The sequence below is a fragment of the Paraburkholderia sp. BR10954 genome, from assembly GCF_040965775.1.
In the GTDB taxonomy this organism is placed as follows: Bacteria; Pseudomonadota; Gammaproteobacteria; order Burkholderiales; family Burkholderiaceae; genus Paraburkholderia; species Paraburkholderia youngii.
The window spans coordinates 290188-314564 of sequence record NZ_JBFRCK010000003.1 but is presented as its reverse complement, the minus strand read 5'-3'; the positions used below and the strand labels follow the sequence as shown (position 1 = coordinate 314564).

The 24377-nt window shown below is 64.6% G+C and carries 24 protein-coding genes; 11 read left to right on the top strand and 13 right to left on the bottom strand.

Annotated elements, in window-relative coordinates:
• Positions 1-113: 113 nt before the first annotated feature.
• Together AB4Y34_RS06465 and AB4Y34_RS06460 are read right to left on the bottom strand one after the other, a co-directional pair.
• The gene (locus AB4Y34_RS06465; RefSeq protein ID WP_368715562.1) at positions 114-1229 is read right to left on the bottom strand and encodes a succinylglutamate desuccinylase/aspartoacylase family protein; all 1116 of its coding nucleotides are present in this window, start codon (positions 1227-1229) and stop codon (positions 114-116) included.
• Between the two features lie 36 nt (positions 1230-1265).
• Complete coding sequence (locus AB4Y34_RS06460) at positions 1266-2033, bottom strand: transporter substrate-binding domain-containing protein (protein WP_368715561.1); 768 nt, start codon at positions 2031-2033, stop codon at positions 1266-1268.
• Between the two features lie 114 nt (positions 2034-2147).
• Here AB4Y34_RS06460 and AB4Y34_RS06455 point away from each other — a divergent pair, with 114 nt between their 5' ends.
• Positions 2148-3068, top strand: a complete 921-nt coding sequence (locus tag AB4Y34_RS06455) for a LysR substrate-binding domain-containing protein (RefSeq protein WP_368715656.1) — start codon at positions 2148-2150, stop codon at positions 3066-3068.
• 10 nt (positions 3069-3078) lie between these two features.
• Here the strand turns inward: AB4Y34_RS06455 and lysA are convergent, their stop codons facing one another.
• Complete coding sequence (gene lysA / locus AB4Y34_RS06450) at positions 3079-4335, bottom strand: diaminopimelate decarboxylase (RefSeq protein ID WP_368715560.1); 1257 nt, start codon at positions 4333-4335, stop codon at positions 3079-3081.
• A gap of 119 nt (positions 4336-4454) precedes the next feature.
• On the opposite strand from lysA, the gene AB4Y34_RS06445 reads away from it, so the two are divergent.
• Both AB4Y34_RS06445 and AB4Y34_RS06440 read left to right on the top strand, forming a co-directional pair.
• On the top strand, positions 4455-5393 hold the full coding sequence (locus AB4Y34_RS06445) for a LysR family transcriptional regulator (protein ID WP_368715559.1): 939 nt from the start codon (positions 4455-4457) through the stop codon (positions 5391-5393).
• 215 nt (positions 5394-5608) lie between these two features.
• Entirely contained in the window at positions 5609-6463 is an 855-nt protein-coding gene (locus tag AB4Y34_RS06440; protein WP_176107020.1) for an oxidoreductase, read from the top strand.
• Positions 6464-6496: 33 nt separating this feature from the next.
• On the opposite strand, the gene AB4Y34_RS06435 is transcribed toward AB4Y34_RS06440, so the two are convergent.
• From AB4Y34_RS06435 to AB4Y34_RS06410, 6 genes are all read right to left on the bottom strand, one after another.
• Complete coding sequence (locus AB4Y34_RS06435; RefSeq protein WP_176378754.1) at positions 6497-6931, bottom strand: rubredoxin; 435 nt, start codon at positions 6929-6931, stop codon at positions 6497-6499.
• Positions 6932-7002: 71 nt separating this feature from the next.
• Positions 7003-7128, bottom strand: a complete 126-nt coding sequence (locus tag AB4Y34_RS06430) for a hypothetical protein (protein WP_255208719.1) — start codon at positions 7126-7128, stop codon at positions 7003-7005.
• Positions 7129-7353: 225 nt separating this feature from the next.
• Positions 7354-8544 (bottom strand): Rieske 2Fe-2S domain-containing protein, encoded by a 1191-nt coding sequence (locus tag AB4Y34_RS06425; RefSeq protein ID WP_368715558.1) that lies wholly within the window; start codon positions 8542-8544, stop codon positions 7354-7356.
• A gap of 224 nt (positions 8545-8768) precedes the next feature.
• Positions 8769-10220, bottom strand: a complete 1452-nt coding sequence (locus AB4Y34_RS06420) for a glycosyltransferase (protein ID WP_368715557.1) — start codon at positions 10218-10220, stop codon at positions 8769-8771.
• A gap of 63 nt (positions 10221-10283) precedes the next feature.
• Entirely contained in the window at positions 10284-10883 is a 600-nt protein-coding gene (locus tag AB4Y34_RS06415; RefSeq protein ID WP_176378757.1) for a cytochrome b, read from the bottom strand.
• Between the two features lie 120 nt (positions 10884-11003).
• Complete coding sequence (locus AB4Y34_RS06410) at positions 11004-11981, bottom strand: LysR family transcriptional regulator (protein WP_176378963.1); 978 nt, start codon at positions 11979-11981, stop codon at positions 11004-11006.
• A gap of 179 nt (positions 11982-12160) precedes the next feature.
• Here AB4Y34_RS06410 and AB4Y34_RS06405 point away from each other — a divergent pair, with 179 nt between their 5' ends.
• On the top strand, positions 12161-13144 hold the full coding sequence (locus tag AB4Y34_RS06405) for an aldo/keto reductase (RefSeq protein WP_368715556.1): 984 nt from the start codon (positions 12161-12163) through the stop codon (positions 13142-13144).
• 21 nt (positions 13145-13165) lie between these two features.
• Here the strand turns inward: AB4Y34_RS06405 and AB4Y34_RS06400 are convergent, their stop codons facing one another.
• Entirely contained in the window at positions 13166-13867 is a 702-nt protein-coding gene (locus tag AB4Y34_RS06400) for a TetR/AcrR family transcriptional regulator (RefSeq protein WP_368715555.1), read from the bottom strand.
• A gap of 74 nt (positions 13868-13941) precedes the next feature.
• On the opposite strand from AB4Y34_RS06400, the gene AB4Y34_RS06395 reads away from it, so the two are divergent.
• Positions 13942-14586 carry a glutathione S-transferase C-terminal domain-containing protein gene (locus AB4Y34_RS06395; protein WP_368715554.1) on the top strand — a complete coding sequence of 215 codons (645 nt, stop codon included), beginning with the start codon at positions 13942-13944 and terminating at the stop codon, positions 14584-14586.
• 9 nt (positions 14587-14595) lie between these two features.
• Here AB4Y34_RS06395 and AB4Y34_RS06390 read toward each other — a convergent pair whose 3' ends face one another.
• The gene (locus AB4Y34_RS06390) at positions 14596-15012 is read right to left on the bottom strand and encodes a hypothetical protein (protein ID WP_176378622.1); all 417 of its coding nucleotides are present in this window, start codon (positions 15010-15012) and stop codon (positions 14596-14598) included.
• Between the two features lie 147 nt (positions 15013-15159).
• Between AB4Y34_RS06390 and AB4Y34_RS06385 the strand changes: the two genes are divergently transcribed.
• Both AB4Y34_RS06385 and AB4Y34_RS06380 read left to right on the top strand, forming a co-directional pair.
• Complete coding sequence (locus AB4Y34_RS06385; RefSeq protein ID WP_176378761.1) at positions 15160-16422, top strand: multidrug effflux MFS transporter; 1263 nt, start codon at positions 15160-15162, stop codon at positions 16420-16422.
• Positions 16423-16477: 55 nt separating this feature from the next.
• Positions 16478-17878: a DHA2 family efflux MFS transporter permease subunit gene (locus AB4Y34_RS06380; protein ID WP_176378762.1), complete on the top strand. Its 1401-nt coding sequence runs from the start codon at positions 16478-16480 to the stop codon at positions 17876-17878.
• Between the two features lie 32 nt (positions 17879-17910).
• Here AB4Y34_RS06380 and AB4Y34_RS06375 read toward each other — a convergent pair whose 3' ends face one another.
• Positions 17911-18630 (bottom strand): SDR family oxidoreductase, encoded by a 720-nt coding sequence (locus AB4Y34_RS06375; RefSeq protein ID WP_176107030.1) that lies wholly within the window; start codon positions 18628-18630, stop codon positions 17911-17913.
• 82 nt (positions 18631-18712) lie between these two features.
• Between AB4Y34_RS06375 and AB4Y34_RS06370 the strand changes: the two genes are divergently transcribed.
• Together AB4Y34_RS06370 and AB4Y34_RS06365 are read left to right on the top strand one after the other, a co-directional pair.
• A complete protein-coding gene (locus AB4Y34_RS06370; protein ID WP_368715553.1) occupies positions 18713-19663 on the top strand; it encodes a LysR family transcriptional regulator in 951 nt (316 codons plus the stop codon).
• Between the two features lie 93 nt (positions 19664-19756).
• Positions 19757-20161: a DUF3224 domain-containing protein gene (locus AB4Y34_RS06365; protein ID WP_176107032.1), complete on the top strand. Its 405-nt coding sequence runs from the start codon at positions 19757-19759 to the stop codon at positions 20159-20161.
• Between the two features lie 105 nt (positions 20162-20266).
• On the opposite strand, the gene AB4Y34_RS06360 is transcribed toward AB4Y34_RS06365, so the two are convergent.
• Positions 20267-22534: a glycoside hydrolase family 3 C-terminal domain-containing protein gene (locus AB4Y34_RS06360; RefSeq protein WP_368715552.1), complete on the bottom strand. Its 2268-nt coding sequence runs from the start codon at positions 22532-22534 to the stop codon at positions 20267-20269.
• Between the two features lie 199 nt (positions 22535-22733).
• On the opposite strand from AB4Y34_RS06360, the gene AB4Y34_RS06355 reads away from it, so the two are divergent.
• Together AB4Y34_RS06355 and AB4Y34_RS06350 are read left to right on the top strand one after the other, a co-directional pair.
• The gene (locus AB4Y34_RS06355; protein ID WP_368715551.1) at positions 22734-23753 is read left to right on the top strand and encodes a helix-turn-helix domain-containing protein; all 1020 of its coding nucleotides are present in this window, start codon (positions 22734-22736) and stop codon (positions 23751-23753) included.
• Positions 23754-23760: 7 nt separating this feature from the next.
• Positions 23761-24372, top strand: coding sequence for a hypothetical protein (locus AB4Y34_RS06350; protein WP_368715550.1), 612 nt, complete (start codon positions 23761-23763; stop codon positions 24370-24372).
• Positions 24373-24377: the final 5 nt, after the last annotated feature.

Here is a 24377-nt window from a genome sequence, read left to right as displayed (position 1 = left end):
GCGTCGACGCGGTCCTCGATGCCGAGTCCGGCATAGCGGCACGCGATGCGTCGTGACTCGTGCCGCCAGCGCGTAGGCGGTGCGACGAGGAGCGCGGGCGCTCTGTCAATCGATCAGGCGCCCAGCAATACGCCCGTTCTGATCGGCCGCGTGCCGGTCACGCGACCGAGCGGCGCACCGGCCGTCACGAAACGGATCGCGCGTCGCATGTACAGCACCCCTTCGGTCTGGCTCGCGATGGTGGTCGTCTCGTCGGTCAGCGGATCGACGATATCGAACAGCGGCTGGCCGACTCGGATCGTGTCGCCGATCTTCGCGCGGTGCACGAGAATCCCGCTTACCGGCGCATAGAACTGCTCGCTGCCCGCGAGCGGCGTCGCCGGCGACAGAAGCGGCGGCAACGGCTTGGCCTCACCGCGAATCGCACCGCGCCACACCAGATAGTCGACGAGCGCGTCGGCATCCTGCTGCGCGATTTCGTACGACACGTCGCGCTGGCCGCGGCATTCGACCGTCACCGCGATCGACCCAGTCGGCACCGGCTTGCTCGCCGGCAACTGCTGCTGCAACGTCCACCACAGCAAGCTGTGCGTTTCGTCGAACGCGCCGCCGCCCGAATCCGTCGCGAGCAACGAGGCCTCGGCGCCGAGGTAGCGCGACAGCGGCTCGAACTCGGCCCACGCAGCCTCGCTCGTGTACACATGCATCGCCGCTTCGAGCGAGCAATGCAGATCGATCACGACGTCCGCGTCGCATGACAGCTTCAGCAGCGCCAGTTGCAGCGACTCGAATTCGGTCAGCGGCTTCTGTCGCGCGAGTTCGGCCGTGAGCAGTGCGCGCACGATGCGGCGGTTCGCGTTCGCGTCGGCTCCCAGCGCCTCCTTTGCATCCTCGACGAGCTTCGTGAACTGCACGAAATGCCGGTTGAAGTTCTTGCCGCTGCCGAGATCGAAGCGGCCGACGAACTGACCGAGCACGTATTGACTGAGCCCGACCGGATTCGACACCGGCACGAGCACGATTTCCACATTCAGCGCGCCGGCCTGTTCGAGGTCCAGCAATCTCCGCTTCAGCAGCACCGTGGTCAGCATCGACGGCGTTTCGTCGGCATGCAGCGACGCCTGGATGTAGATCTTCTGCCCGCTATTGGCCGGGCCGAAATGAAACGACACCAGCTCGCGGTGCGTGCCGATAGCCGGCGACAGAAGCGGAATCGATTGCCTGTTCATGAAGGGAAAGCCGTGAAGAAAAGTTGGAAACCTGGATCAATTGCCGTACGGATCGAAGTCGAAGTACTTCTTCGCAATCTGCGCATACGTGCCGTCCTGGCGCATCGACGCGATCGCCGCGTTGATCGATGCCTGCACTTCGGTTTCATCCTTGCGCAAGCCGATGCCGACGCCGCGATCGCCCATTGAAAGCGGCTCGCCGACAAACGCGAAGCCCTTGCCCGCCGGCGTACGCAGGAAGCCGTAATCGGCTTCGACGGTGCCGAGCAACGCGCCGTCGAGCCTCCCGTTGCGCAGATCGGCGAACACCTCGTCCTGGCTCTTGTAGGCGACCACGCTCGCGCCGAGCGGCGTCCAGTTCTTCAGCGCGTAGCCCTCGAACTGCGTGCCCGACTGCACGCCGATCTGCTTGCCGGCAAGTCCGCTCGCCGTAGGCGCGAGCGATGAGCCTTGCCGCGCGATCAGCCGCGACTTGAACTGGAACAGCTTCGACGAGAACAGGATCTGCTGCTCGCGCTTTTCGGTGATCGCCATCGACGACAGCACCGCGTCGATCTTGCGTGCCTGCAGCGCCGGAATCATGCCCGAAAACTCGAGTTCGACCCACTGACAATGCGCGTGGATGCGCCGGCAAATCTCGTTGCCGAGATCGACGTCGAAGCCCTTCAGACTGCCGTCGGGGGCCTTCGAGTCCATCGGCGGATAGGTCGGGTCGATGCCGAGGCGCAACGTGTTGGCGTCGGCGGCGAACGCGCCGCTGCTGAAAGCCAGCGCGGCGCAGAGAGTCATCAGCGAAGTTTTCATGGACGGCGACGGGAGCGGATCAGGACAGCGCGATCGTAAGCTGCCGCCGTGCCTCAAAGAAGTCCCGTTCGGACTATCATGATCACTTTTACTGATCACCAGTCCCTGACGCCAATGGCATTGACGATTTCGCAGTTGCGCGCGTTCACGGCGGTCGCCGAGCATGGCAGCATCCGCGCGGCGTCGCGCGCGCTCGGCATTGCGCAAAGCGGCATCACGCAGCAGTTGCAGAACCTGGAATCGATGCTCGGCGCGACGTTGTTCACGCGCACCAATCGCGGCATTGCGTTGACCGCGCTGGGCCAGCGGCTGCTCCAGCGGGCCGGCGCGATCCTCGGTGAATGCGAGCGGGCCGAGGAGGACGTGCGTCAGTTGCGCGGCGACTACGTGGGCGAGGTCACGTTCGGCATGACGACCGAGCCGCTCGTCGACGCGTTCGCGCCGGTGCTGATGGAGTTTCGTGCGCGCTTCGAGCGCGTCGCCGTGCATCTGCGCACGGGCACGTCGCGCATGATGATTTCGTGGATCCGCGAAGGCACGTTGGATTTCGCGGTCGCGCTCGTCTCGAAGCAGACCGATACCGCCGATCTGTCGGTCACGCCACTCTATCCGTCCGACCCGGTGATCGTGTGCCGGCGCGGTCATCCGAAGGCGGGTGCGAAGTCTCTCGCCGAGCTCGTCGATTGCACGTGGGTGACGACGCGCTCGCCGAATCTGACCGAGGAGCCGCACGTCAACCGCTTGAGCCATCTGTTCGCCAGCCACGGTTTGCCGCCGCCGAAGATCGTCGCGACCGTCGAGGGCTTATACGAGACGTTGCATCTGGTAGGCGCGACGGATTGCCTGTCGCTCGAATCGTCGGTCATCACGAAGCGGGGACCGTTCGCGGACATGCTGACGACGATCCCGGTGCGCGAGCGCGCATTGCAGCAAAACGTCTGTCTGCTGCAACGCGCGGCGATTCCGCTGACGCCAGCCGCGCAGGAGTTCGCGACGATGATCGCGTCGTACATGCGCACGGTGCGGGCGCGTTGAGCCTTGAACTTCAACCCGCCGTTTCTTCGAGCGCGATCAATTCTTCGATACGCTGCCTGCGCCGGATCAGCCGCGCATTGCCGCGCTCGATCAGCACTTCGGGAGCAAGCGGCCGGCTGTTGTAGTTCGAAGACATCGACGCGCCGTACGCGCCCGCATCATGAAACACGAGCAGGTCGCCCACTTGAGGCGCGGGCATCGAGCGGCTCGTCACGACACCGCCTTCCGCCTGCGTAAACACGTCGCCGGCCTCGCACAACGGCCCCGCTACGCTGAACCAGCCGACCGGTGCATCGCTCGGCGTGCCGTCGCGTCGAAGCACGCTGATCTCGTGATGACTGCCGTAGAACGACGGCCGCACGAGGTCGTTGAAGCCCGCGTCGAGCAGCGCGAATTGTCGCGACGGCCTCCGGTTCAGCGCATGCACTTCGGCGACGAGCACACCTGCCTGCGCGACCAGAAAGCGCCCCGGTTCGATTTCGAGCCGCACACGATGCCCGACGCGCGCTTCGATGCGCCGCCGCGCGTCGTCCCACAGCCGGAAATAATGCGCGGTATCGACGCTCGGCTCGCCATCGCGATACGGAACCGACAAACCACCACCCGCGGAAATCGCCTCGATATCCTGATCGAGCTGCGACACAGCATCGACCATCGCGTCGCAGACTTTCGCGAGATGCGCGTAGTCGACACCGGAGCCGATATGCATGTGCAGCCCGACGAGCTTCAGCCGATAGCGCCGCACCAATTCGAGCGCGCGTGGCAGGTCGTCGCGCCAGATGCCGTGCTTGCTGTGCTCGCCGCCGGTGTTGGTCTTGCTGCTGTGGCCGTGACCGAAGCCGGGATTGATCCGCAGCCACACGCGATGGCCTTCGCTCGCATGTCGTCCGAACCGTTCGAGCATGTCGAGCGAGCCGGCGTTGACCGTGATCCGCTCGTCGAGCACGGTGGCTAGCGTCGCGTGGTCGAGCACGTCGGCGGTAAATACCACGCCTTCGGGTGCGTCGTGCGACACAGTTTGAGCTGCAAACCCCGCCGCAAAACTGCGCGCTAGCTCGCCCAAAGAGACTGCATCGACCATCACGCCTTCGTCGCGCATCAGCTTCAGGATGTGCACGTTCGAACAGGCCTTCTGCGCGTAGCGGATCGTGTCGAAGCTGCGCAACTGCGCGATGCGCTGGCGGATCGCGTCGGCGTCGTACACCCATAGCGGCGTGCCGTGCTGGTGCGCGAGGTCCGCGAGTTGATGGGGGTTGAATCGCGTCATGGTCGGTTGCATGTCGAAGCTTTGCGAAAGCGTTAGCCGACATGATGAGCCGCGGCGATCATTCAGTAAAATACCAATCCATCGCTCACCTATTCACTTCTGATATACCCCGAACCACTATGGCGCTCACGCACCGGCACATCGAAATCTTCCGCGCGCTGATGACAGCCGGCAGCGTCACCAAGGCAGCCGAGATGCTGTTCACGTCGCAGCCCACTGTGAGCCGCGAACTGGCGCGCATGGAACAGAGCATCGGCTTCGCACTGTTCGAGCGCGCGCAGGGCCGGCTGCGTCCAACGCAATCCGCGCTGACGCTGTTCGACGAGATTCAGCGCGCGTATGTCGGGCTCGAGCGCGTCGCGTCGACGGCGGCCGTGCTGCGCGAATTCAAGGGCGGCCAGCTGTCCGTGATCGCGCTGCCGGTGTTTTCGCATTCGATCCTGCCGGGCGCCGTCAAACGCTTTCACGATGCGCAGCCGGGTGTCAGCGTATCGATCGCGACGCAGGAGTCGCCGTTTCTCGAAGAATGGCTGACCGCGCAGCGCTACGACCTCGGCCTCACCGAGCACGACGCGCCGCCGCCCGGCACGCGGCTCACGCCGCTGATCGCCGTCGATGAAGTGTGCGTGCTGCCCGACGCTCACCCGCTGCTCGCGAAACGCGTGATCGCGTTGAAAGACTTCGCCGATCAGGCGTTCATCAGCCTGTCCGCCAACGATCCGTACCGGCTGCAGATCGACGAAGCGTTCGCGCGGGCTGGCATCGCGCGCCGCCTGCTGATCGAAACGCCGACCGCGGTGTCGGTGTGCAGCTTCGTGCGGCAACGGCTCGGCATCGCGATCGTCAATCCGCTGACCGCGCTCGATTTCGCGGGCCGCAATCTGCATATCCGGCCGCTCGCGTTATCGCTGCCTTTTCGCGTCAGCGTGATCCGTCCCGAGCACCGGCCCGCGCATCCGCTCGCGGACGCGTTCGTCGGCGCGCTGCAAAGCGAAGCCGCCGCGCTGCGACTACAATTGAAACGTCACACCAGCCCCACACAGTCCTCGCAGTCATAGCAGTCACGGCGGCGCCCGTCGTCATCACCCGCGAATCCGCGCAGCAGCACGCGCGCTCGCGCGGGGCCACCGCCCGAACCGTCCGCCGCGCGAACCGGGCACGCTTCAAGCTGACATCACCCGCATACCGATTACCGACGCGCCGCGCGTTCGCGCCGCATCGGCGCGCCGTTTTCGAGTCCTCACGTCATAGACCCTCAACAGGAGTGTTCCACATGATGAATCGAGACAATCCCGTCTGGCTGATCACAGGCTGTTCCACCGGCTTCGGCCGCGAGCTCGCGAAGCTCGTGCTCGAACGCGGCTGGCGCGCGGTCGTCACCGCGCGCGATGCATCGAAAGTGAAGGACATCGCCCAGGGGCACGGCGAGCGCGCGCTGGTGCTGCCGCTCGACGTGACCAATCGCGCGCAGATCGAAACCGTGGTCGCGCAGGCGAAGCGCCATTTCGGCCGCATCGACGCGCTCGTCAACAACGCGGGCTACGGTTATCTGGCCGCGATCGAGGAAGGCGACGACAGCGAAGTCCGCGCGATGTTCGAGACCAACGTGTTCGGTCTCATCGACATCACGAAGGCCGTGCTGCCGATCATGCGCGAGCAGCGCAGCGGTTTGATCGTCAACGTGTCGTCGATCGGCGGCATTACGAGTTTCGCGGCGACCGGCTTTTATCATGCGACCAAGTATGCGGTCGAGGGGTTGTCGGAATCGCTCGCGCTGGAAGTGAAGCCGCTCGGCATCGGCGTGCTGATCGTCGAGCCGGGGCCGTTCCGCACCAACTGGGCGGGGCCGTCGATCAAGCAGTCGGCGACGCTGATCGACGACTACGCGTCGACCGCCGGCGAACGCCGCAAGCAGACCGAAGCGCGCAGCGGCAAGCAGGCCGGCGACCCGGTGCGCGCCGCGCAGGCGATCATCGATGCAGCGTTGTCGGACACGCCGCCGCTGCGTCTGCTGCTAGGCAAGGCCGCGCTCGATCTCGCGTACAAGAAGCTCGATTTCATGCGCGGCGATTTCGACACATGGCGAGCGACGACCGAGGGCGCGGACTATCCGGAACGGACGGCGTAGAGCAGGTTTATCAGGCGAGCCTCGGCGCGCCCCTTAAAACTCCACCAGCGCAAAATCGTCCTTGCCCACATCGCACAGCGGGCAGCGCCAGTCGGCCGGCACATCGGCCCAGCGCGTGCCCGGCGCGATGCCCTCTTCCGGCACGCCGGCGGCTTCGTCGTAGACCCAGCCGCAGATCACGCAGACCCATTGCTTGAACTCCTCGGCCGTGGCGGCGTTCGCGGCCGACGGCGCATCGGGCGTAGCGGGTGCGGCGGCATCCGCCGCAGTCGTGCGCGCCGTCGGATCGAGGCTCACGACGAGCGGCGCGACCGTGCCGCTACCGGTTCCCGCGAGCCGCGCCTGCAAGCTGTCGAGCAGGCGCTGCGCTTCGTCGTGGGTCAGATCGATCCAGTACGGATCGCCGGCGCCATCGTTGAGCCGCTCTGGGGAAAACTGGATTTCTACGGCTACGCCCTTTTTGTACATGGCAATCGGAATCTCGAGAAAGCCGGCGACGCGCGCCGGCGTAAGGCTGCCCGCGCGACGCGGGCGCTGCTTCAGTGCGTCTGTACCAGCAGGTTCAGCGCGTACGACGCGATCAGGCCCGCGGCGCCGATCAGGCCAAGCAGTTGCAGCAGAGTGAGGGATTTACGCGAGGCGGCGGGGGTTTGTTGCGTGGTCACGAGTGAGTCTTGAAGTTTGGAAAAAGCGCAATGGTACACGGGTGCGGACGCGACGAATGTCGATTGGCGCAAACTCGCGAGCAATAACAGTACCGTGCGACATTATCGCCGCTTGCACGCCGCGCATTGTCTACCGTGCGGAGATGGATTAATTCCCAGCGGGGGAGAAAGCCGTGGCGGGACGGGTTGCGCGGCGCCGGTGAACACACCCGCGCCGCGCTGCGTTCAGGTCTTCGCGAGCGGATTGCCGTGACGCGAATCCCAGAAGCGGATCACCGAGGTATCGCCAGTGCCCGCGCCGACCACCCGGTCCGGCGCGCCGCACTCGCGCAGCAGCGCGCGCAGGTCGTTGATGACCGGGAACACCTCGTGATTCCAGTCGGCTCCCTGCGAATCGTGGGCGCGCTGCTCCGCCTCGACGATCTCGCGATCCTCCTTGAAAATGCGCTCAGTGAACCATACCAGCAGCGGCCATGCGAGATTCATCACGCCCGGAATGCCGGGCTTGCGGATCGACAGCAGCCCGAAGGTTCGGTTGGTGCGCTGCTCGCGATCGAGCGGCACATAGACGATCCACAGGTCCATCACCAGCGTCTTGTCGTCGTTGCGGATCTGCAGGGTCTGGTATGGGTATTCGGTGCGGATCGTCATCACGTCTTTATGGTTGAAGCCACCGGTCTTGCGCCTCTCGCCGAACACCATCGCCTCGCCAATCGGCTGCTGACCCGCCATCCGCGCGAACGTATAGTCGATCTCGACCCAGCCCTCACCGCGCCGCCGCCCGAGCGAACGCGCGCGCATCTGCCCCATCTGGCGCCGATGCAGGAACTGGTGATTCATGTCCATCAGGTTCTCGTGCATGAACGAATAATGACACTTGACCGGACGGCCGAAGCGGCGCGTCTTGTACTTCGGGTCCGACACCGAGCAAAAGCCCGGCAGCGGCCGTTCCTCGGCGAGCGTGGCATCGCCGGGAAACACGAAGATCAGTCCCGCCACTTCCTGACACGGATACGAGCGCACGCCGTTCGGCAGACGCTCGCGGCCGAGGTAGGGCACATCGATGCAGGTGCCCGAGCAGTCGTAGGTCCAGCCGTGATAGCCGCAGCGAATCGATTCGCCGTCGACCACGCCCTGATGCAGGGGCACCTGCCGATGCGCACAGCGATCTTCGAGCGCGAACACCTTGCCGCTCTCGGTGCGCGCGAGCACGATCGGATCGCCGGCGAAGGTCACGCCGAGCGTCTTGCCGCGCTTCACTTCATGCGACCACGCGAGCGGGTACCAGTAATCGGGATGAATGGCGACGCGGCGCAGATCACGCACCGGCGCGTCGTGAGTGGCTTGAGCAGGCGCGGCGGCAAGCGCGGCGCCGGCGATTTCCTGTTCCTGTTCTAGCGGGGGAACTGCATGCATAGGTCAAGCCTCCGTGCACGAGCGGATAGAAGGTTGCCGCGCTGCATGGCAGTGCGGCATCTTTACCAGTCTACTTGATGCAGCCGCAGCATGGCACTGTGGCGGGACGCGCGATGCGTCGCAGCACACATTGCGCATCGGCCGCATCGGCGTGAAGGATCTACCTTTACCACACCCGCCCTACAGAAACATTGACCTGGGTTATGAGCTGTCCATCGACGTGCTCAATCGTCGTCGCGAGCGACGAGCCCGGTGCGTCGTTGCACGCCCCATGCACGGCCGCCGCGCAAAAAGTGCAGCCAGCCAAGCGCGGCGCCCAGATGACGCGCGAGCTGGAACGTGAACGGTTCGGCGACGGCCGCGAGCATCGCCATGCCGAGGCTGTTGCCGCTGCGCTCGCCGGTCCAGCGCCGGTACAAATGGATGCTCCACAGGTAAAACGCCAGATCGATCGCCGTTTTCAGACCGATCACGCTGAAGATCGACACGACGATCGCGCCATGTCCGCCGAATAGAAAACCGAGTAGCAACGCGAATGCCGTGAGGCCGTAGATCGGCTGCATCGTGTCGACCGCCTTGATCGGCAGCATCAGCATGCCGAGCGTGCCGTAGCGCGGATTGCCGGTCATGTCGCGGTTCCAGTACTGCGTCTGCAGGAAGCCCGCGAACCAGCGGCGACGCTGGCGCAGAAAGCTTGCGAGGGTGTCGGGCGCATCGGTGCGCGCATGCGCTTCGCCGACCACGCGCACGTCCCAGCCGAGCTCGTGATCGACCGAATAGCGGCGCAGCCGGTGAATCAGCTCGTAGTCCTCGACCAGACACTGCGGATCGAAGCCGCCGACCGCGACAAGCGCATCGCGGCGGAACGACGCGAATGCGCCCGAGATCAGCAGCAGGCTGTCCGCGCGCATCCACGCGAAACGTGCGATGAAGTTACGCATGTACTCGTAGGTCTGGAACCACTGGAACACGCGGCCCGACAGCGACTTGCCGCAGACCGGCACGAGAATGCCCGCCGCCGCGACCAGCGACGGTTCGCTCGCGAACGCGGCGCGCATCGCGTAGGTGGCGTCGTCGTCGAGCAGCGTGTCGGCGTCGACGGTCATCACGGTGTCGGTCGTCATCACGGTGATCGCGGCGTTCAGCGCGCGCGCCTTGCCGCCGTGCGGCACGCGCAGCCAGAACAGATTCGAATGCAGCGAACTCGGCGCGCTCAGCACGCCTTCGGCGGCGGGCGTGAGGCCGAAGCGTTGCGTGAGCAGGTCGGCTGTGGCGTCGGTGGAGCCGTCGTCGGCGATCACGATCTGCGCCGGGCCGTGCGTCTGCCTCAGCAGCGCTGCGAGCGTCACCGGCAACACGGCGGCCTCGTTATGCGACGCGACGATGACACCCATGCCCGGCAGTTCGCGCCGTTCGTAGTCGGCTTCGAGCGGCGCCGCGCGGCGCGTGAGCGGCAACGATTTCCACGTGACGAACGCGAGCAGCAACGTGTCATAGACGACATATGCAATCCCGGTTGACCACGCAAGCGCACCGCGCAGAAAGAACGCGCGCGCAAACAGCAGCGCCCACAGCACGACGACGCTGGAATGGATCAGCGTGCTCCAAAGCGTCGCGCGACGCGGCAGGATGCGTGGTGACGCGGCCGCGAGTGCCTGTTCGAGGGTCTTCTTCAAAGCGAATATTTCAGGTTGGGGCTGGTGGCGGTTGGTTGATGAAACCGTGTTCGTGCCGCGGCTTTACGGCTTCATGCGCTTCAACACCGATTTGCGATCGAGCCATTCATGCTTGAGCGCGCCGCCGATATGCATCGCCAGCAACGCATAAAGCGTATAGCCGAGCCACGTATGCAGCACGCCGAAGCGATCGTGCAATGTCTCCTTCAGCGTCGGGTCGAGGTGCATCACATAGCCGATACGCGGCCATTGGAACAGGCCGAACCACTGCATCGGATGCGTGGCCGCGCCCTTCCACGCGGAATCGTGCAGCCAGCCGGACAGCGGCAACGCAATCATCAGCAAATACAGCGCGAAGTGCGCGAGATGCGCGGCCATCTTTTCCCACGACGCAAACTCGCGCGGCAACGGCGGCGGCTTGTGCGACACGCGCCACAGAATGCGCAGCAGCGCGAGCCCGAGCACCGTGATGCCGATCGATTTGTGCGTGTCGATCACCGGACGCACCCAGTCGTCGGGCAGGGAATCAGCGGACAGAGCGAGCACGACGTTGACGATCATCAGCAACGCGATCAGCCAGTGCAATGTCATCGCGGTGCGCGTGTAACGCGGCGGGTAAGTCGCATCGGTCGAATCGGCCAGGGAGTTCGCTTGGGTGTTCATAGGGGTTCCGTTCACGAAGGCGATGAAAGGTGCGAAAGATGTTTGAAAATCGACGCTGCCGGTATCAGGCAAACGCCCAAGTTTGCCGTCTTATTCCGTAAAACGCTTAACGTGCATGTTTCAGTTTGTTTCGGGCTTTTGATTTCGCGCACCGACTCGTTTCACGGGATGACGCGGGTCCTTGGTCCGCTCATCGCTCAACTGCCGCTCGCCCCAAGCGCGCACTGCTTCGGCGAACAAACGCAGCGCGGTCGGCGGATGACGGTTGGCCGGGTAGTACAGGCACAAGCCCACGAAGGTCGGGCTCCACTCCGGCAGCAACTGCACGAGCCGGCCGCTCGCGACGTGTTCGGCCACATGGTCGAGCGGCACCCAGGCGATGCCGATGCCGGCCAGCGCCGCTTCGACCATCAGGTTCACATTGCCGAGCGTCATCGGTCCATCGACGTCGATACTCGCGCTCTTGCCGCGATGCGTGAGGTCCCAGCGATACAGCGTGCCGCTTTCAAAGCGAAAGCGAATGCAACGGTGCCGCATCAGATCGTGCGGCGCCTTGGGCGCGGGATGACGCGCGAGATACTCGGGCGACGCGGCCGCCACCAGACGCATGTCACGCCCGAAGCGGACCGCGATCATGTCGCGCGGCACGTCCTCGAGCACGCGGATGCCCGCATCGAATCCTTCGGCGACGATATCGACGAGCCTCGAATCGACCACGAACTCGACGTGAATCTCCGGATAGCGCGCGAAGAAATCGGGCAGCACATGCCGCACGAGCTGTTTCGCGGACGCCTCTGAAGCGCTGATGCGGATCGTGCCCGACGGCCGGTTGCGCGCGGCCGTGACTTCCCCGACCGCGTCGTCGAGATCCGCCAGCGCCGGACGCACGCGCCGTAGCAATTGCTCGCCAGCTTCCGTCAACGCGACCGAACGCGTAGTGCGATTGAAGAGCCGCACGTCGAGACGCGACTCCATGTTGCGCATTGCGTGACTCAACGCCGACGGCGACAGCCCGAGCACGCGCGCGGCGGCGCTGAAGCTGCGCTGCTCGGCGATCGTGATGAAGGCGGTCAGTTCGGCAAGGCCCGCGCGCGGCAGTCGGGAATTCGCCATTTGTGAATTCAATTCAATACGTCATGCAAGTATAGAGATATTGTTGAGCCGCACACAGCAACCTAAACTCGCTTCCAGTGCCACGGCTCGCGTGGCTCGTGTCGCATTCAAAGCGTCGTGGTCGCGGCAGCAGCCGGGGCCGGGCGCATCAACTGGAGCATCGTATGCAAACACGTCAACTCGGTAAAAGCGGCCTCGAAGTATCCGCGCTCGGCCTCGGCTGCATGGGCCTGAGCTTCGGCTACGGCCCTGCCACCGAAAAAGCGGCCGGCATCGAACTGATCCGCGCGGCCTTCGAGCAAGGCGTCACGTTCTTCGATACCGCCGAGGTCTATGGTCCGTTTGTGAACGAAGAGCTGGTCGGCGAAGCAGTCGCGCCGTTTCGCGATCAGGTGGTGATCGCGACCAAGTTCGGCTTTCGGGACGGCGACACCAAAAAGCCGCTCAACAGCCGGCCCGAAAACATTCGCGCTGTCGCCGAGGCTGCGTTGAAGCGCCTGAAAACCGACCGCATCGATCTGTTCTATCAGCATCGCGTCGATCCGAACGTGCCGATCGAGGACGTCGCCGGTGCGGTGAAAGATCTGATCGCCGCAGGCAAGGTCGGGCACTTCGGCCTGTCCGAAGCGGGCGTGGAGTCGATCCGCCGCGCACACGCGGTGCAGCCGGTCGCGGCGTTGCAAAGCGAGTATTCGCTGTGGTGGCGCGAGCCCGAAGCCAGCGTGCTGCCGACGCTCGAAGAACTCGGTATCGGCTTCGTGCCGTTCAGCCCGCTCGGCAAAGGCTTTCTGACCGGCGCGATCGACGAACGCACGACCTTCGACAAGAGCGATTTCCGCAATATCGCGCCGCGCTTCTCGGAAGAGAACCGCAAGGCGAATGCCGCGCTCGTCGACGTGCTCGGCCGGATTGCAGATGGCAAAGGCACGACGCGCGCGCAGATCGCGTTAGCGTGGCTGCTCGCGCAGAAGCCATGGATCGTGCCGATTCCGGGCACGACGAAGCTGCCTCGCCTCGCGGAGAACGTCGGCGCCGCCAGTGTCGTGCTGACGCCGGCGGATCTCGCCGACATCGAAGCGGCGCTCGAGCAGATCAAGGTGGTGGGCGAGCGCTATCCGGCGCAGCTTCAGCGGTTCATCAACCGCTAGGCGGTGCTCGGTCGCGGCGTTTCAGGTTTTGGACCTATGCCGTGGTTTGCCTGGCTTTTTGCCCGGCGTTTTGCTCGATGGCTTGCCTGGCTTTTTGCCCGGTGCCCCGCAGATCAGCGCGACGCCAGCCTGCGCCGTCGCACGCAGCGACTCGCGCGAGTCGCCCGCGCGCGAGCGCAGCGCGAGAGTATGCAGAATCGCCGATGCGACTTTGGCGAGCAGCGCGGGACTCGCGGCGGCATCGAGCTCGCCTTGCGCTTGCGCGCGTTCGAACCGTCGCTCGAACTCCGCATCGAACGTGGCAAGACCGTGCGCGAGCTTGTCACGTACTTGCGCATCCGCTCTCGACTCCACCGCCGCCGTGCCGATCAGAAAGCACCCGCGCGCCACCTCGCCCGGTGGAAAGTAGAGCGCGAGCGAGCCTTCGTATACGGCCAGCAACGCCTCGGCGAGTGGCCGGTCACCATGCAGCGCGGCTTGCATCGCATCGCGGCCAAACGCGATGTAGCGATCGAGCGAGTCGAGATACAGCGCGTGCTTGTCGCCGAAAGCGCCGTACAGGCTCGGCCGGTTCATGCCGGTCGCCTCGCTCAACGCGTCGAGCGACGTGCCCGAGTAGCCGCCATGCCAGAACGCGTCGCGCGCATCGTTCAGGGCCTGTTGCGAATCGTAGCTACGCGGTCGTCCGCGCGAGCGTTTTTCCGTTTTTGTACCGGTATGCATAAAATTCTCTGGCGTCATCCATTTTTGTTCACTATAGTACAAAAACACCTTCACCGACGACCGGAGACATCAGCATGGAGCTTTATTTTTCGCCGCTCGCGTGTTCGCTCGCCACGCGCATTTCGCTTTACGAGGCCGGCGCCGATGCGCGCTTTGTCGAAGTCGACACGAAATCGAAGCGGCTGCGAGATGGCTCCGATTTCTATCCGATCAATCCGCTCGGCCAGGTCCCCGTGCTTCGCACCAACGACGGTTGGCTGCTGCGCGAAAACACCGCGATCCTGCCTTATGTCGCCGATGCCTTTCCGGCGGCCGCGCTCGCGCCGCTTGCCGGCACGGCGGAACGCGCGAAGTTGCAGGAGTGGCTTGGCTTCATCAGCACGGAACTGCATAAGGGAGTATTCGTGCCGCTGCTCGATCCGGACGCGGCCGCCGACGTTCTTAGCTATACACACAAAAAGGTGGCGTTGCGATTGAATCTGCTGGAGCAGCATTTGCATGGACGCGAGTTTTTGCTGGAGCGGTTTTCCGTCGCGGATGCTTATCTGGTCACTGTGTTGAACTGGGCGCGCTACAGCGGCGTCGAGCTCGCGCAGTGGCCATCGGTGCGGCAGTACTACGAACGCACCGCGCGGAGGCCATCCGTTGCAAAAGCGATGGCGGAGGAGTACGTGCTTTATCGCGAGGAACAGGACAGACGCAAAGCCGCGGCCATGTAGTCTTGTTCACTAGCTCAACCGCAAACTCCGCAATACGTCGAGCACATACTGAGTCGGACGCTCCACCGTACCCGCGCGAAAGGCCAGGCCCAGCTGTCGCCATAACGCCGGGCGCAGCGCCGCGTGGTGGCGTCGTTCAGAATCAGCGGCTTCGCGGCGATCCATTGCGGCGTGATGCGCGTTACTGCTCGGGTTCGTCTTTACAGGCGTCGTGCTGGCCCTTGCCGTGATGGCGATGATCTGGACGGCGTCTCGCCCCCCGCTCAAAGGCAAGGACTGCTCGGACCGCATCGCAAACGGCGAACACGCGAGCTTCGTCGCGTTCTTCCAGGACCCGGCGGACCACGGAGCGTTGCTGCGGTCGATCGAAGATTGCGCGAGATGAGCGTCGTTGCGGCGAAATAACGCGCCGGTCGGCCGCGCCATCCCACACCCTCGCCAGGGAATATCCCACTTCCCGCGATACCACGGGCACAATACCCGGCGATAATGCCGGGGGCACCCGCGTCTTTTCCGTTCGATATCCGAACGCGCCGATTGCCCGCGCCGCCAGTGTTCCCTTTCGATGCACCCATGAGCCACGCTACCGCCGACCAACCCGCCTCCGCCGACTCCGCTCCGAACTCGCCGCGCTTCCTGTTGTTCCTGATCTGCCTGTTCGCATCCGCCGGACAGCTCGCCATCGACATCTACGTGCCCGCGCTGCCCGCGATGGCGCACTACTTCGGCACCTCGCCGCAAGCGATCCAGACCAGCGTCACCGGCTACATGGCCGCCTACGCGTTCGGCCAGCTGATCTTCGGTCCGATCGCCGACGCGTATGGCCGCAAGCGCGTGCTCGCGTTCGGCCTGACCGTCTACACGGTCGGCTGTCTGCTGTCGCTCGCTGCGCCGAATCTCGAGACGTTCATCCTCGCCCGTGCGTTGCAGGGCTTCGGCATCGCGAGCACGAACCTGCTCGCGAAGGCGATCATCACCGATTCGTTCGCGGGTCAGGCGTTGCTGCATGCGTTCACGTACATGTCGATCGCATGGGGGCTCGCGCCGATCGTCGCGCCGGTGATCGGTGCGCACCTGCAGACGGCGTTCGGCTGGCGCGCGTGCCTCGTGTTCCTGCTGATCTATTCGCTGGTGATGTGGGCGCTCTTGTGGCCTTATCGCGAGACCTTGCCGAAGCCCGTGCATCTCGAACCGCGCACGCTGACCGCGAACGCGCGCAAGGTGCTCGCGAGCCCCGTGTTCCAAAGCTGTTTCCTCGCGCAGGGCCTGTGCTACAGCATCCTGCTCGTGTTCAACATCGTCGGGCCGTTCATGGTGCAGACCACGCTGCACAAGCCGCCGACCTTCTTCGGCTATCTCGCGCTCGGCATCGGCATGATGTACTTCCTTGGCGGTCTGTCGAATCGGCTGCACGGTCCGCGTCTGCCGAGCGCCGAGCAGCGGTTGCGCATCGGCGCGCGGCTGATGGCGGCCGCGTCGGTTGTGATGCTGCTGCTCGCGCTGACGGTCGGCCTGCGCGTGTGGACGCTCGCGACGCCCGTGCTGGTGATGGGCTTCTGCGCCGGCGCGATGTATCCGACGCTGATGGCTAAGGGCAACTCGCTGTTCCCTCACATCGCGGGCCTGACGAGCGCGATTCTCGGCTGCGCGCTGCTGCTGGTGTCCTCTGCGATGATGGGGCTGGCCGGCTTCGTGTCGGTGCAGGTGCTCACGCCACTCGCGCTGTTCTTCGTGGTCCTCGCGTTCGTCGTGGTGATGATGGTGACGAAGCTGCTGCGCCATCTCGAGCAGGTACAGCCCGCGGCCGCGGCGACCGCGAACGGCAACGCAGCGTGAGCCGGTACATGAGCCTGACCGAGCGCCAGACCTTCATCCGTACACGCGCGGACCGATGAGCGGCATGCGCGAGCACATCTCCGCGTCCGCTTCCGAGCGGATCGATCCCACCGTCTGGAAGGTCGCGGCGGTCGTGTCGATCGGTTCGTTCATGTCGCAGATGGATTCGACGCTCGTCAACGTGTCGCTGTCGACGATCGGCCATACGCTCGATGCGTCGATCGCCACCGCGCAGTGGATCGTCAGCGGCTACCTGCTCGCGATGGCGTTGATGTTGCCGCTCAACGGCTGGCTGGTCGACCGCATCGGCGCGAAGCGGCTGTACCTGTTCTGCTTTTCGACGTTCACGATAGCGTCGATGCTGTGCGGCGCGGCGCAGACGATCGGCGAGCTGATCGGCGCGCGCATCTTCCAGGGCCTCGTTGCCGGTGTGCTCGTACCGATGGCGCAGATGATGATCGGACGAGTGGCCGGCAGGAACCTCGAGCGCGTGATGGGCTTCACCGCGCTGCCCATTCTGCTCGGTCCCATTCTCGGCCCGGTGCTGGGCGGGCTCGTCCTCGCGCACGCGAGTTGGCCGTGGCTGTTCTTCATCAATGCGCCGGTGGGCGCTGTCGGCATCGCGATGGCGGTGTTGCTGCTGCCGCGCGATGCCCCTGCGTCGCAGAAGCGGCCGTTCGATTTCACCGGCTTTGCGCTGATCTCCCCTGGGCTGGTCGCACTCGTCTATGGACTTCAGAACGCGTTGCGCGCGGTGGGCCTCGCGTGGCTGCTCGCGGGCGTCGTGTTTCTCGTCGGGTTCGCGCTGTACGCGTTGCGCAAAGGCGATGCCGCGCTGATCGACGTGCGCATGTTTGCAAGGCGTACGTTCTCGGTCGCGGCACTCGCGCAGTTCTCCGCGAACGGGATCATGTATGGACGACAGCTTGCAGTGCCGCTGTTTCTGATCGCGGGCTGCGGTTTGTCGGCCGCGCACGCGGGCGGCCTGCTCGCGGCGACCGGCGTCGGCATGATGTGCTCGTTCCCGCCGATCGGCTGGTTGACCGAGCGGCTCGGTTGCCGCGCGCTCGCGGCGGGCGGCGCATTGCTGGCGTTTCTGAGCACGCTCGTGTTTCTGTGGATGAGCATCGCTTCGTTCTCGGCCGGATGGGCCGCTGTCAGTCTGTTCGTTGCGGGCGTCGGTCAGGGGACGATCAGCGTGCCATCGATCTCGGCCGCGTATTCGTCGATCGCGAGAGAACGGCTCGCGGTCGCGAATACGGCGTTGAACATCGCGCAGAGAGTGGGCGGTCCGTTCGCCACGACGCTGCTTTCGATGGCGATCGCGTTGACGCTGCATGGTGCTTCGGATGTCCAGCCCAGCCGATTTCTGCCGATGTTCGTGCTGCTGGCCGCGCTGCATTTGCTGTGCTTCGCAGCGACGATGTGTCTGCCAGTTCGGGTTCGGAGGGCGTAGGATGCCTCAGCGCATATTCCCGCGCCCGTGCTTCACAGTAGTCGCAAGCCGCCGTCACACTCGATCACCGCCCCCGTCATGAACGTGTTCTCCAGCAGAAACTGCAGCGCGTGCGCGACATCGTCGGCCTGGCCGACGCGCCGCACCGGTAGCGTTTCGCTTTGCTGCCGAAACAGCTCGCTTTTCACGCTCGCCGGAAATCTGTCCCACCACGGCGTATCGATCACCCCCGGCGACACCGCGTTCACGCGCAGCGGCGCCAGCTCGCGCGCCAGCGTGCCGATCATGCTTTCGAGTGCGCCGTTGATCGCGCCCAGACCCGCCGTACCCGGATTCGCGATGCGCGCCGAAATCGCGGTCAGAAACGTGATGCTGCCGTCGCGACGCAGCGCGGGCAGCGCGGTCTGCGCCGCTTCGAGCTGCGGCCAGAACTTGGCCTCGAAGCCGCGCCGCAGCGCGGCCAGATCCAGCTCCGCAAACGGCCCCGCGCCTTCGCCGCCCGACAGCGTCATCACCAGATGATCGATCCGGCCGAGGCCGCCGAAAAACCGTTCGAGCGCCGCGCGATCGGTGCAATCGAGCGCGTCGCCCGTCACCTGTGCGCCGATGCCGCTCAGCGCATCGTCCAGCTTGGCGCGGTCGCGCCCCACCGCGACGACGCTCGCACCAGCCGCCGCGAGCCGCTTCACCGTCGCGAGCCCAACACCCGACGAACCACCCAGCACCACGACCTTCTGATTTTGCCAGTCCATTTCATTGCTCCTGAGAGTGAACGGAAGACCCCGTGGCAGTAGAATGCGCGGTGCACGCCCATCATTCAAATCGTTTAATGTCATGGCCAACATCATTGAAAATGATTTTCGGCGCTTCGACCTGAACCTGTTGCTGACCTTGCGCGCGCTGCTGGAAGAGCGCAGCGTCACGCGTGCCGCGCAGCGGCTGTTTCTTGGCCAACCGGCCGTCAGCGGCGCACTGAAACGCTTGCGCGAGACCTTCGGCGACGAGCTGTTCGTGCGCACGCCGCAAGGCATGACGCCGACGCCGCGCGCGCTCGAACTCGCGCGGCAGATCGAGCCATTCCTGCAATCGCTGCATCAGGCGCTCACGCAGCCGTCCGTGTTCGATCCGGCCCGCGCGCAGCGGGTGTTCCGCATCGGCCTCAGCGATTCGCTCGAACTGCTGCTGATGCCGGAGATCATGGCGCGCCTCGCCGTGGCAGCGCCCGGCGTGAAGCTGATCGCACGCTCCACCGATTCGACGCGCGCCGCCGCGATGCTCGACGATGGCGCGATCGAACTCGCAGTCGGCGTGTTCCGCGAGTGCGTGCCGTGGCAGCGACTCATGCCGCTGTTTTCATGGCGCTTCGTGAGCGTCTACAACCCGCAACTCGTCAAGACGCGTCGCAAGCATCTGTCGAGGGACGAATTTCTGCGCCACCGCCACGTGCTGACTTCGTTCAGCGCCGAGCTGCGCGGCTTCATCGATGAACGACTGGAGCTGCAGGGACTGAAGCGCGAGGTCGTGTTTTCGAGTTCGAACTTCGCGACCAGTCCGTTCATCGTGCAACGCACGGCGGCGATCGCGACCGTGCCGGAGTTCATCGGCCGCGTCTGGCGCGATACGCTCGGTCTCGCGCTCAGCCCGTTGCCATTCGAAGTGCCGGGCTACGAGGTTTCGTTGATGTGGGCCGCGGCGCACGATCAGGACCCGGCGTTGGCGTGGTTGAAGCGCGAGTTCGCGGATGCGTTCGGCACGGCTGACAGCACGGCGCGTGCGGCTAATTGACAGCGACGTGTGCTACGGTTCACCAGCATCACATTGCGTTGCGTCTCGTTTCACCGCTTCGCCATCGCCCGTTCAAGCCAGGAGGAAATCCCGATGACTCAGCACATCGCAAAAGGCACCTTCATCGTCTCCCTTCAACCGATGCCGTTCGAAAACGCGGAGGCCGAATCGAAGCTCGGCCGCATGTCGATCGACAAGCAGATCTCCGGCGATCTCGTCGCGACCACCCAAGGGCAAATGCTGAGCGCGATGACGAACGTCAAAGGCTCGGCTGGCTATGTCGCGCTCGAACAGGTGAGGGGCACGCTGGCGGGCAAGCAGGGCACGTTCGTGCTGCAGCATATCGGCGTGATGAATCGCGGTGCTGCGTCGCTGGCGGTGACGGTCGTGCCCGATTCGGGCACGGGCGAGCTGAGCGGCATTGAAGGCGAGTTCAAGATCGACATCGTCGATGGCGCGCATTCGTACGAGTTCGCTTATCGGCTGCCCGGCGGTTGACATGCCGAAACCCGAGCGGCCACGACACGAGCTAGCCGGGCAGGCAGGACACGGAGCTAGACCCCGTACCCTGCTGCCGGGCTTGCGGGTTCAACACCTCGGCGCTCAATGCCCCGCGATCGTCAGCGATGCCGTCAACGCATTCGGATCGCGCGAAGAAGCCCCCGCGATCATTTGATAGACGCCACCGTTGAGCTTCCACACGTGATTGGTCGCGTCCCAGGTCGACAGCAGCTTCGGCGCAATCGATACGCTGATCTGCTGCGACTGCCCCGCCTGCAACGCGACCTTTTGCCAGCCGACCAGGCGCTTCGGGGGTTCGCCAAGACCGCTCGGCAACGCGGCATAAACCTCGGCGATTTCCGCGCCCGCACGTGAGCCCGTATTCTTGACGTTGAAGGTCACAGTCACATTGCCACTGGCATCCACTTGCGCGTTGAGGCCCGAGTAGCTGTAGCTGGTATAGGACAGCCCATAACCGAACGGGAACAGCGGCGCGATCTGCTTGCCGTCATACCAGCGGTACCCCATGAAGAGCCCTTCGCTGTAGTTGACGGTCGTGTCGGTGGCCGAGATCGTCGGCTGCGGCAGATCCGCGTCCTGCATCGGGAAGGTGATCGGCAATTTGCCGGATGGATTCACGGTGCCGAACAGCAGATCGGCAATCGCCTCGCCGCCCTGCACGCCCGGATACCAGGCTTCGAGCACGCCATGCACGTTGCCGAGCCATGGCATCAGGACCGGGCTGCCGTTTTCGAGCACGACGATCACGCGCTTCGCTTGCGCCGCGACCGCGGTGATCAACGCGTTTTGATCGTAGCTCTGGTTATAGATGTCGGTCGCATTGCTCGGCAGGCTCAGACTTGGCAGATCCGCGCCTTCGCTTTCCCATTGCGTCGCGAACACGATCGCCACGTCTGCCTTCGCGGCCGCGGTGGCCGCCGCCGCCGCGTTCGTGCCGTCGACGAAGGTCACGCTCGCGTTCGGCGCCTTCGCCTGAATCGCGGCTAGCGGTGCCGATTTGTACCACGTCGCGCAGGTGCTCAACAGCGGCGACGGCGACACGCAGCCGGATACCGCGTTGCCCGCGGCCGCCGGCACGGCGCCCGAGCCGCCGCCCGACAGCACGCCCGCATCCGCGTGACCGCCGATCACCACGATCGACGACAACCCCGCCGCTTTCAGCGGCAGCACCGGCTGCGAATCGCCGCTCGCAACTGCGTTCTTCAACAACACCGACGATTGCTGCGCGACCTGCAACGCCAGCGCATTGCCCGCGGTTTGATCGACACTTCCGCCCGTGGTCGGCGGCGAATCGAAGACGCCATAGCGGATCATCGTGCGAAGCTTGCGCTGAACCATGTCGTTGAGTCGCGACATGGGCACGCTGCCTGCATTGACCGCGCTCGTCAGCGCGGTGTTGAAATAGGACGTCAGCGTGAAGCCTGGAATCGACGCTCCGCCGCCGAGATCGCCGGGCTCTTCTTCATCGAGGCCGGCCAGCGCCGACGCGACGGTACTGTGCGTGGCGGTCCAGTCCGATTGCACGACGCCCTTGAAGCCCCACTCGTTCTTCAGCACGGTGGTCAGCAGATACGGGTTTTCGCACGCATACACGCCGTTCACCAGGTTGTACGAACACATCACGTTGCCGGGCGTGCCCTGCGTGACGCCGAGTTCGAAGGCGAGCAGCTCGGTCTCGCGCATCGTGCGTTCGTCAACGACCGAGTTGCTCGTCATGCGGTTCGTTTCCTGATCGTTCATCGCGTAGTGCTTGATCGTCGCGATGACGTTCTGCGCCTGCGTGCCGATCGTGCGCGCGGCGCTCAGCGTGCCGGTCAGTACCGGGTCTTCGCCCATGTACTCGAAGGTGCGGCCATTGCGTGGTTCGCGCGCCAGATTGACGCCGCCGCCGAGACCTTCGCCATAACCGAGCACGCGCAGCTCCGTCGCGATACGCGCGCCGTACTCGTTCGCGAGCGCCGGGTCCCAGCTTGCCGCGAGCGCCACCGGCGCGGGCAGCGCCGTCGCATTCGACTTGACGACATTGACGCCGCCCGCCGAATCGGCCATTGCAAGGCCCGGAATGCCAAGCCGCGCGATGCCCGGAATGTAGCCTGCTCCGTTGACGCCGGCCGGATACGGACCGCCGAGTCCCGCGTTGGGGATGCCGACACCGTGCACGAGCTGGATCTTTTCGGCGGTCGTCATTTGCTGGACCAGCGCGGCGGCACGCGCATCGGCGCGTGCATCGGGATCGCTCGGCAACGGCGGGTCACTGAGGCTGCTGCCATTGCCGCAGGCGGCGAGTACCACCGCGACACCGCAGGCGATGGCGCTTGCGGCAAAAGGTATCGTCAGCTTGCTTCTCATCGTCTCGCTCCGGGTTGTCGTTGTCGGTCATGTGATTTGCATTGCATAACGTTGTCGTCCTGTTACGCTTAGCGCTCGCGGTAATGCGCCGAAAGAAATTCTAGGGATGCGCTCGAAGCGCGCTTGACCGACGGGTGCAGCACTTGACCGATGAAGAGTCAGGAAAACCCGCAGACAGGTTTCGACCGGAGGAGGCACAGTGGATTTGCGTCAGAAGTCCGTATCAGCGCGCATCTATCGAGGATTGCTCGACGCGGCGGAGCGTGAGGGTCTCGATCGCACCAAAGTGGCTCACGATATCGGCATCGCGGAGGCCGACCTCGCCGCGGCGGATGCGCGAGTCCCGGGCGACAAGCATGTCGCAATGCTCCAGCTCGCGGAACGCTGCCTGATGCGCGGCGCGCCCGAGGGCGACGTGCTCGATGGTCTGCTGTATTTCCCGGAGCTCGCGGGCGTGCTCTGCAATAGTCCGACGCTGCGCGATGCATTGCGTAATTACGTCACGTACCGCGACCTTATCGGTAATGTCGACTGGCTCATCATGCAGGAGGATGGCGACGAAGTCGCATTCGAATACGTGACGGAAGGCGAAGGGCGCAACGCCTCGAGCGCGCTCGGCAACTTCACGCTGATCGCGCGCGTGGCCAGGCTCTACGACGCGCGCCTGCGCGTGCGCGACGCGGGCATCACCGATGCGCGGCTCGGTGCGCTCGGAGCGCTGTGCGGGACGTTGGGCGTGCGCGTTCAACTCGATCAGGCGTGCAATCGGATGGTGTTGCAGTCGTCGGCGCTGGATCGCGCGTTCGAGGTCTACAACGCGCCGCTTTCGAAAATTCATATGCATGCCGCGCATGGCATCTTGCAGCGGATTCGCGAGCAGGGCCGCTTTTCTCCGACGGTCGAGCGATGTCTGCGTGACGTGCTGCGCGAGCAGGCGGATGCGATCGATCCCAAGAGCCTGCAGACGATCGTCTGCGAGCGGCTGTCGCTGACGCGCTGGACCTTGCAACGCAAGCTCGCCGCGGAGCGCAAAACCTTCACCGAGGTGCTGACGCAAACGCGCATCGACGAAGCGCGTACGCTGCTCGCGCATACGCCGATGTCGATCAGCGAGATCAGCGAGCGGGTCGGCTTTGCATCGACGACAGCGTTTACGCGGTTCTTTACGCGCGCATGTGGAGCACCGCCGGCACGATATCGAGGACAGTGCCGGGTGTGATCCTCCTATGATGCGCATCTTTCAGGACATGACCCGACTGTTCGGCGTCATGGGGGCGATCGTTTCGCTGATCGCGTTTCTGCCTTATGGATTTGCGATCTGGCGCGGCACCGTACGTCCGCATCTGTTCACGTGGCTGGTCTGGTCGGTCGTCACGGCGATTGCGGCGGTCGGGCAATTCGTCGCCGGTGCGGGCCCTTCGGCGTGGTCTACGGCGGCGATCGCGGCCACCTGCTTCTTTGTTCTCGTCGCGAGCGTCTTTCGGGGTGAACGGCGGCGGACCGCCTTCGATTGGCTTTGCCTCGTCGCTGCGTTGTCGGCTATTCCGCTCTGGATACTCACCAATGATCCGACTTGGTCGATCTGTCTTGTCACGCTGATCGAACTCGTCGGCCTCGGGCCGACGGTGCGCAAGACCATTCTTGATCCGTGGAGTGAGAGTCTTTTGTACTTTGCGCTATGCGTTCTTAAATACGCGCTCGCGATTCTTGCGCTGCCGAAATGGAGTGTGGCCGTGGCGTTTTATCCGGTCGTGAATATCGTGGCGTCCATCGGGGTCTGTTCGTTGATGGTGGTGCGCAGGCGGCAGGTGGGGGCCTATTGCGCGCGGTCGCAGTGAATCAA

Excerpts from the sequence above, each read along its gene's own strand:
- AB4Y34_RS06465 (WP_368715562.1), bottom strand. The coding sequence starts at position 1,229 with ATGAACAGGCAATCGATTCCGCTTCTGTCGCCGGCTATCGGCACGCAC.
- AB4Y34_RS06460 (WP_368715561.1), bottom strand. The coding sequence starts at position 2,033 with ATGAAAACTTCGCTGATGACTCTCTGCGCCGCGCTGGCTTTCAGCAGC.
- AB4Y34_RS06455 (WP_368715656.1), top strand. The coding sequence starts at position 2,148 with ATGGCATTGACGATTTCGCAGTTGCGCGCGTTCACGGCGGTCGCCGAG.
- lysA (WP_368715560.1), bottom strand. The coding sequence starts at position 4,335 with ATGACGCGATTCAACCCCCATCAACTCGCGGACCTCGCGCACCAGCAC.
- AB4Y34_RS06445 (WP_368715559.1), top strand. The coding sequence starts at position 4,455 with ATGGCGCTCACGCACCGGCACATCGAAATCTTCCGCGCGCTGATGACA.
- AB4Y34_RS06440 (WP_176107020.1), top strand. The coding sequence starts at position 5,609 with ATGATGAATCGAGACAATCCCGTCTGGCTGATCACAGGCTGTTCCACC.
- AB4Y34_RS06435 (WP_176378754.1), bottom strand. The coding sequence starts at position 6,931 with ATGTACAAAAAGGGCGTAGCCGTAGAAATCCAGTTTTCCCCAGAGCGG.
- AB4Y34_RS06425 (WP_368715558.1), bottom strand. The coding sequence starts at position 8,544 with ATGCATGCAGTTCCCCCGCTAGAACAGGAACAGGAAATCGCCGGCGCC.
- AB4Y34_RS06415 (WP_176378757.1), bottom strand. The coding sequence starts at position 10,883 with ATGAACACCCAAGCGAACTCCCTGGCCGATTCGACCGATGCGACTTAC.
- AB4Y34_RS06405 (WP_368715556.1), top strand. The coding sequence starts at position 12,161 with ATGCAAACACGTCAACTCGGTAAAAGCGGCCTCGAAGTATCCGCGCTC.
- AB4Y34_RS06400 (WP_368715555.1), bottom strand. The coding sequence starts at position 13,867 with ATGCATACCGGTACAAAAACGGAAAAACGCTCGCGCGGACGACCGCGT.
- AB4Y34_RS06395 (WP_368715554.1), top strand. The coding sequence starts at position 13,942 with ATGGAGCTTTATTTTTCGCCGCTCGCGTGTTCGCTCGCCACGCGCATT.
- AB4Y34_RS06390 (WP_176378622.1), bottom strand. The coding sequence starts at position 15,012 with ATGGCGCGGCCGACCGGCGCGTTATTTCGCCGCAACGACGCTCATCTC.
- AB4Y34_RS06385 (WP_176378761.1), top strand. The coding sequence starts at position 15,160 with ATGAGCCACGCTACCGCCGACCAACCCGCCTCCGCCGACTCCGCTCCG.
- AB4Y34_RS06380 (WP_176378762.1), top strand. The coding sequence starts at position 16,478 with ATGAGCGGCATGCGCGAGCACATCTCCGCGTCCGCTTCCGAGCGGATC.
- AB4Y34_RS06375 (WP_176107030.1), bottom strand. The coding sequence starts at position 18,630 with ATGGACTGGCAAAATCAGAAGGTCGTGGTGCTGGGTGGTTCGTCGGGT.
- AB4Y34_RS06370 (WP_368715553.1), top strand. The coding sequence starts at position 18,713 with ATGGCCAACATCATTGAAAATGATTTTCGGCGCTTCGACCTGAACCTG.
- AB4Y34_RS06365 (WP_176107032.1), top strand. The coding sequence starts at position 19,757 with ATGACTCAGCACATCGCAAAAGGCACCTTCATCGTCTCCCTTCAACCG.
- AB4Y34_RS06360 (WP_368715552.1), bottom strand. The coding sequence starts at position 22,534 with ATGAGAAGCAAGCTGACGATACCTTTTGCCGCAAGCGCCATCGCCTGC.
- AB4Y34_RS06350 (WP_368715550.1), top strand. The coding sequence starts at position 23,761 with ATGATGCGCATCTTTCAGGACATGACCCGACTGTTCGGCGTCATGGGG.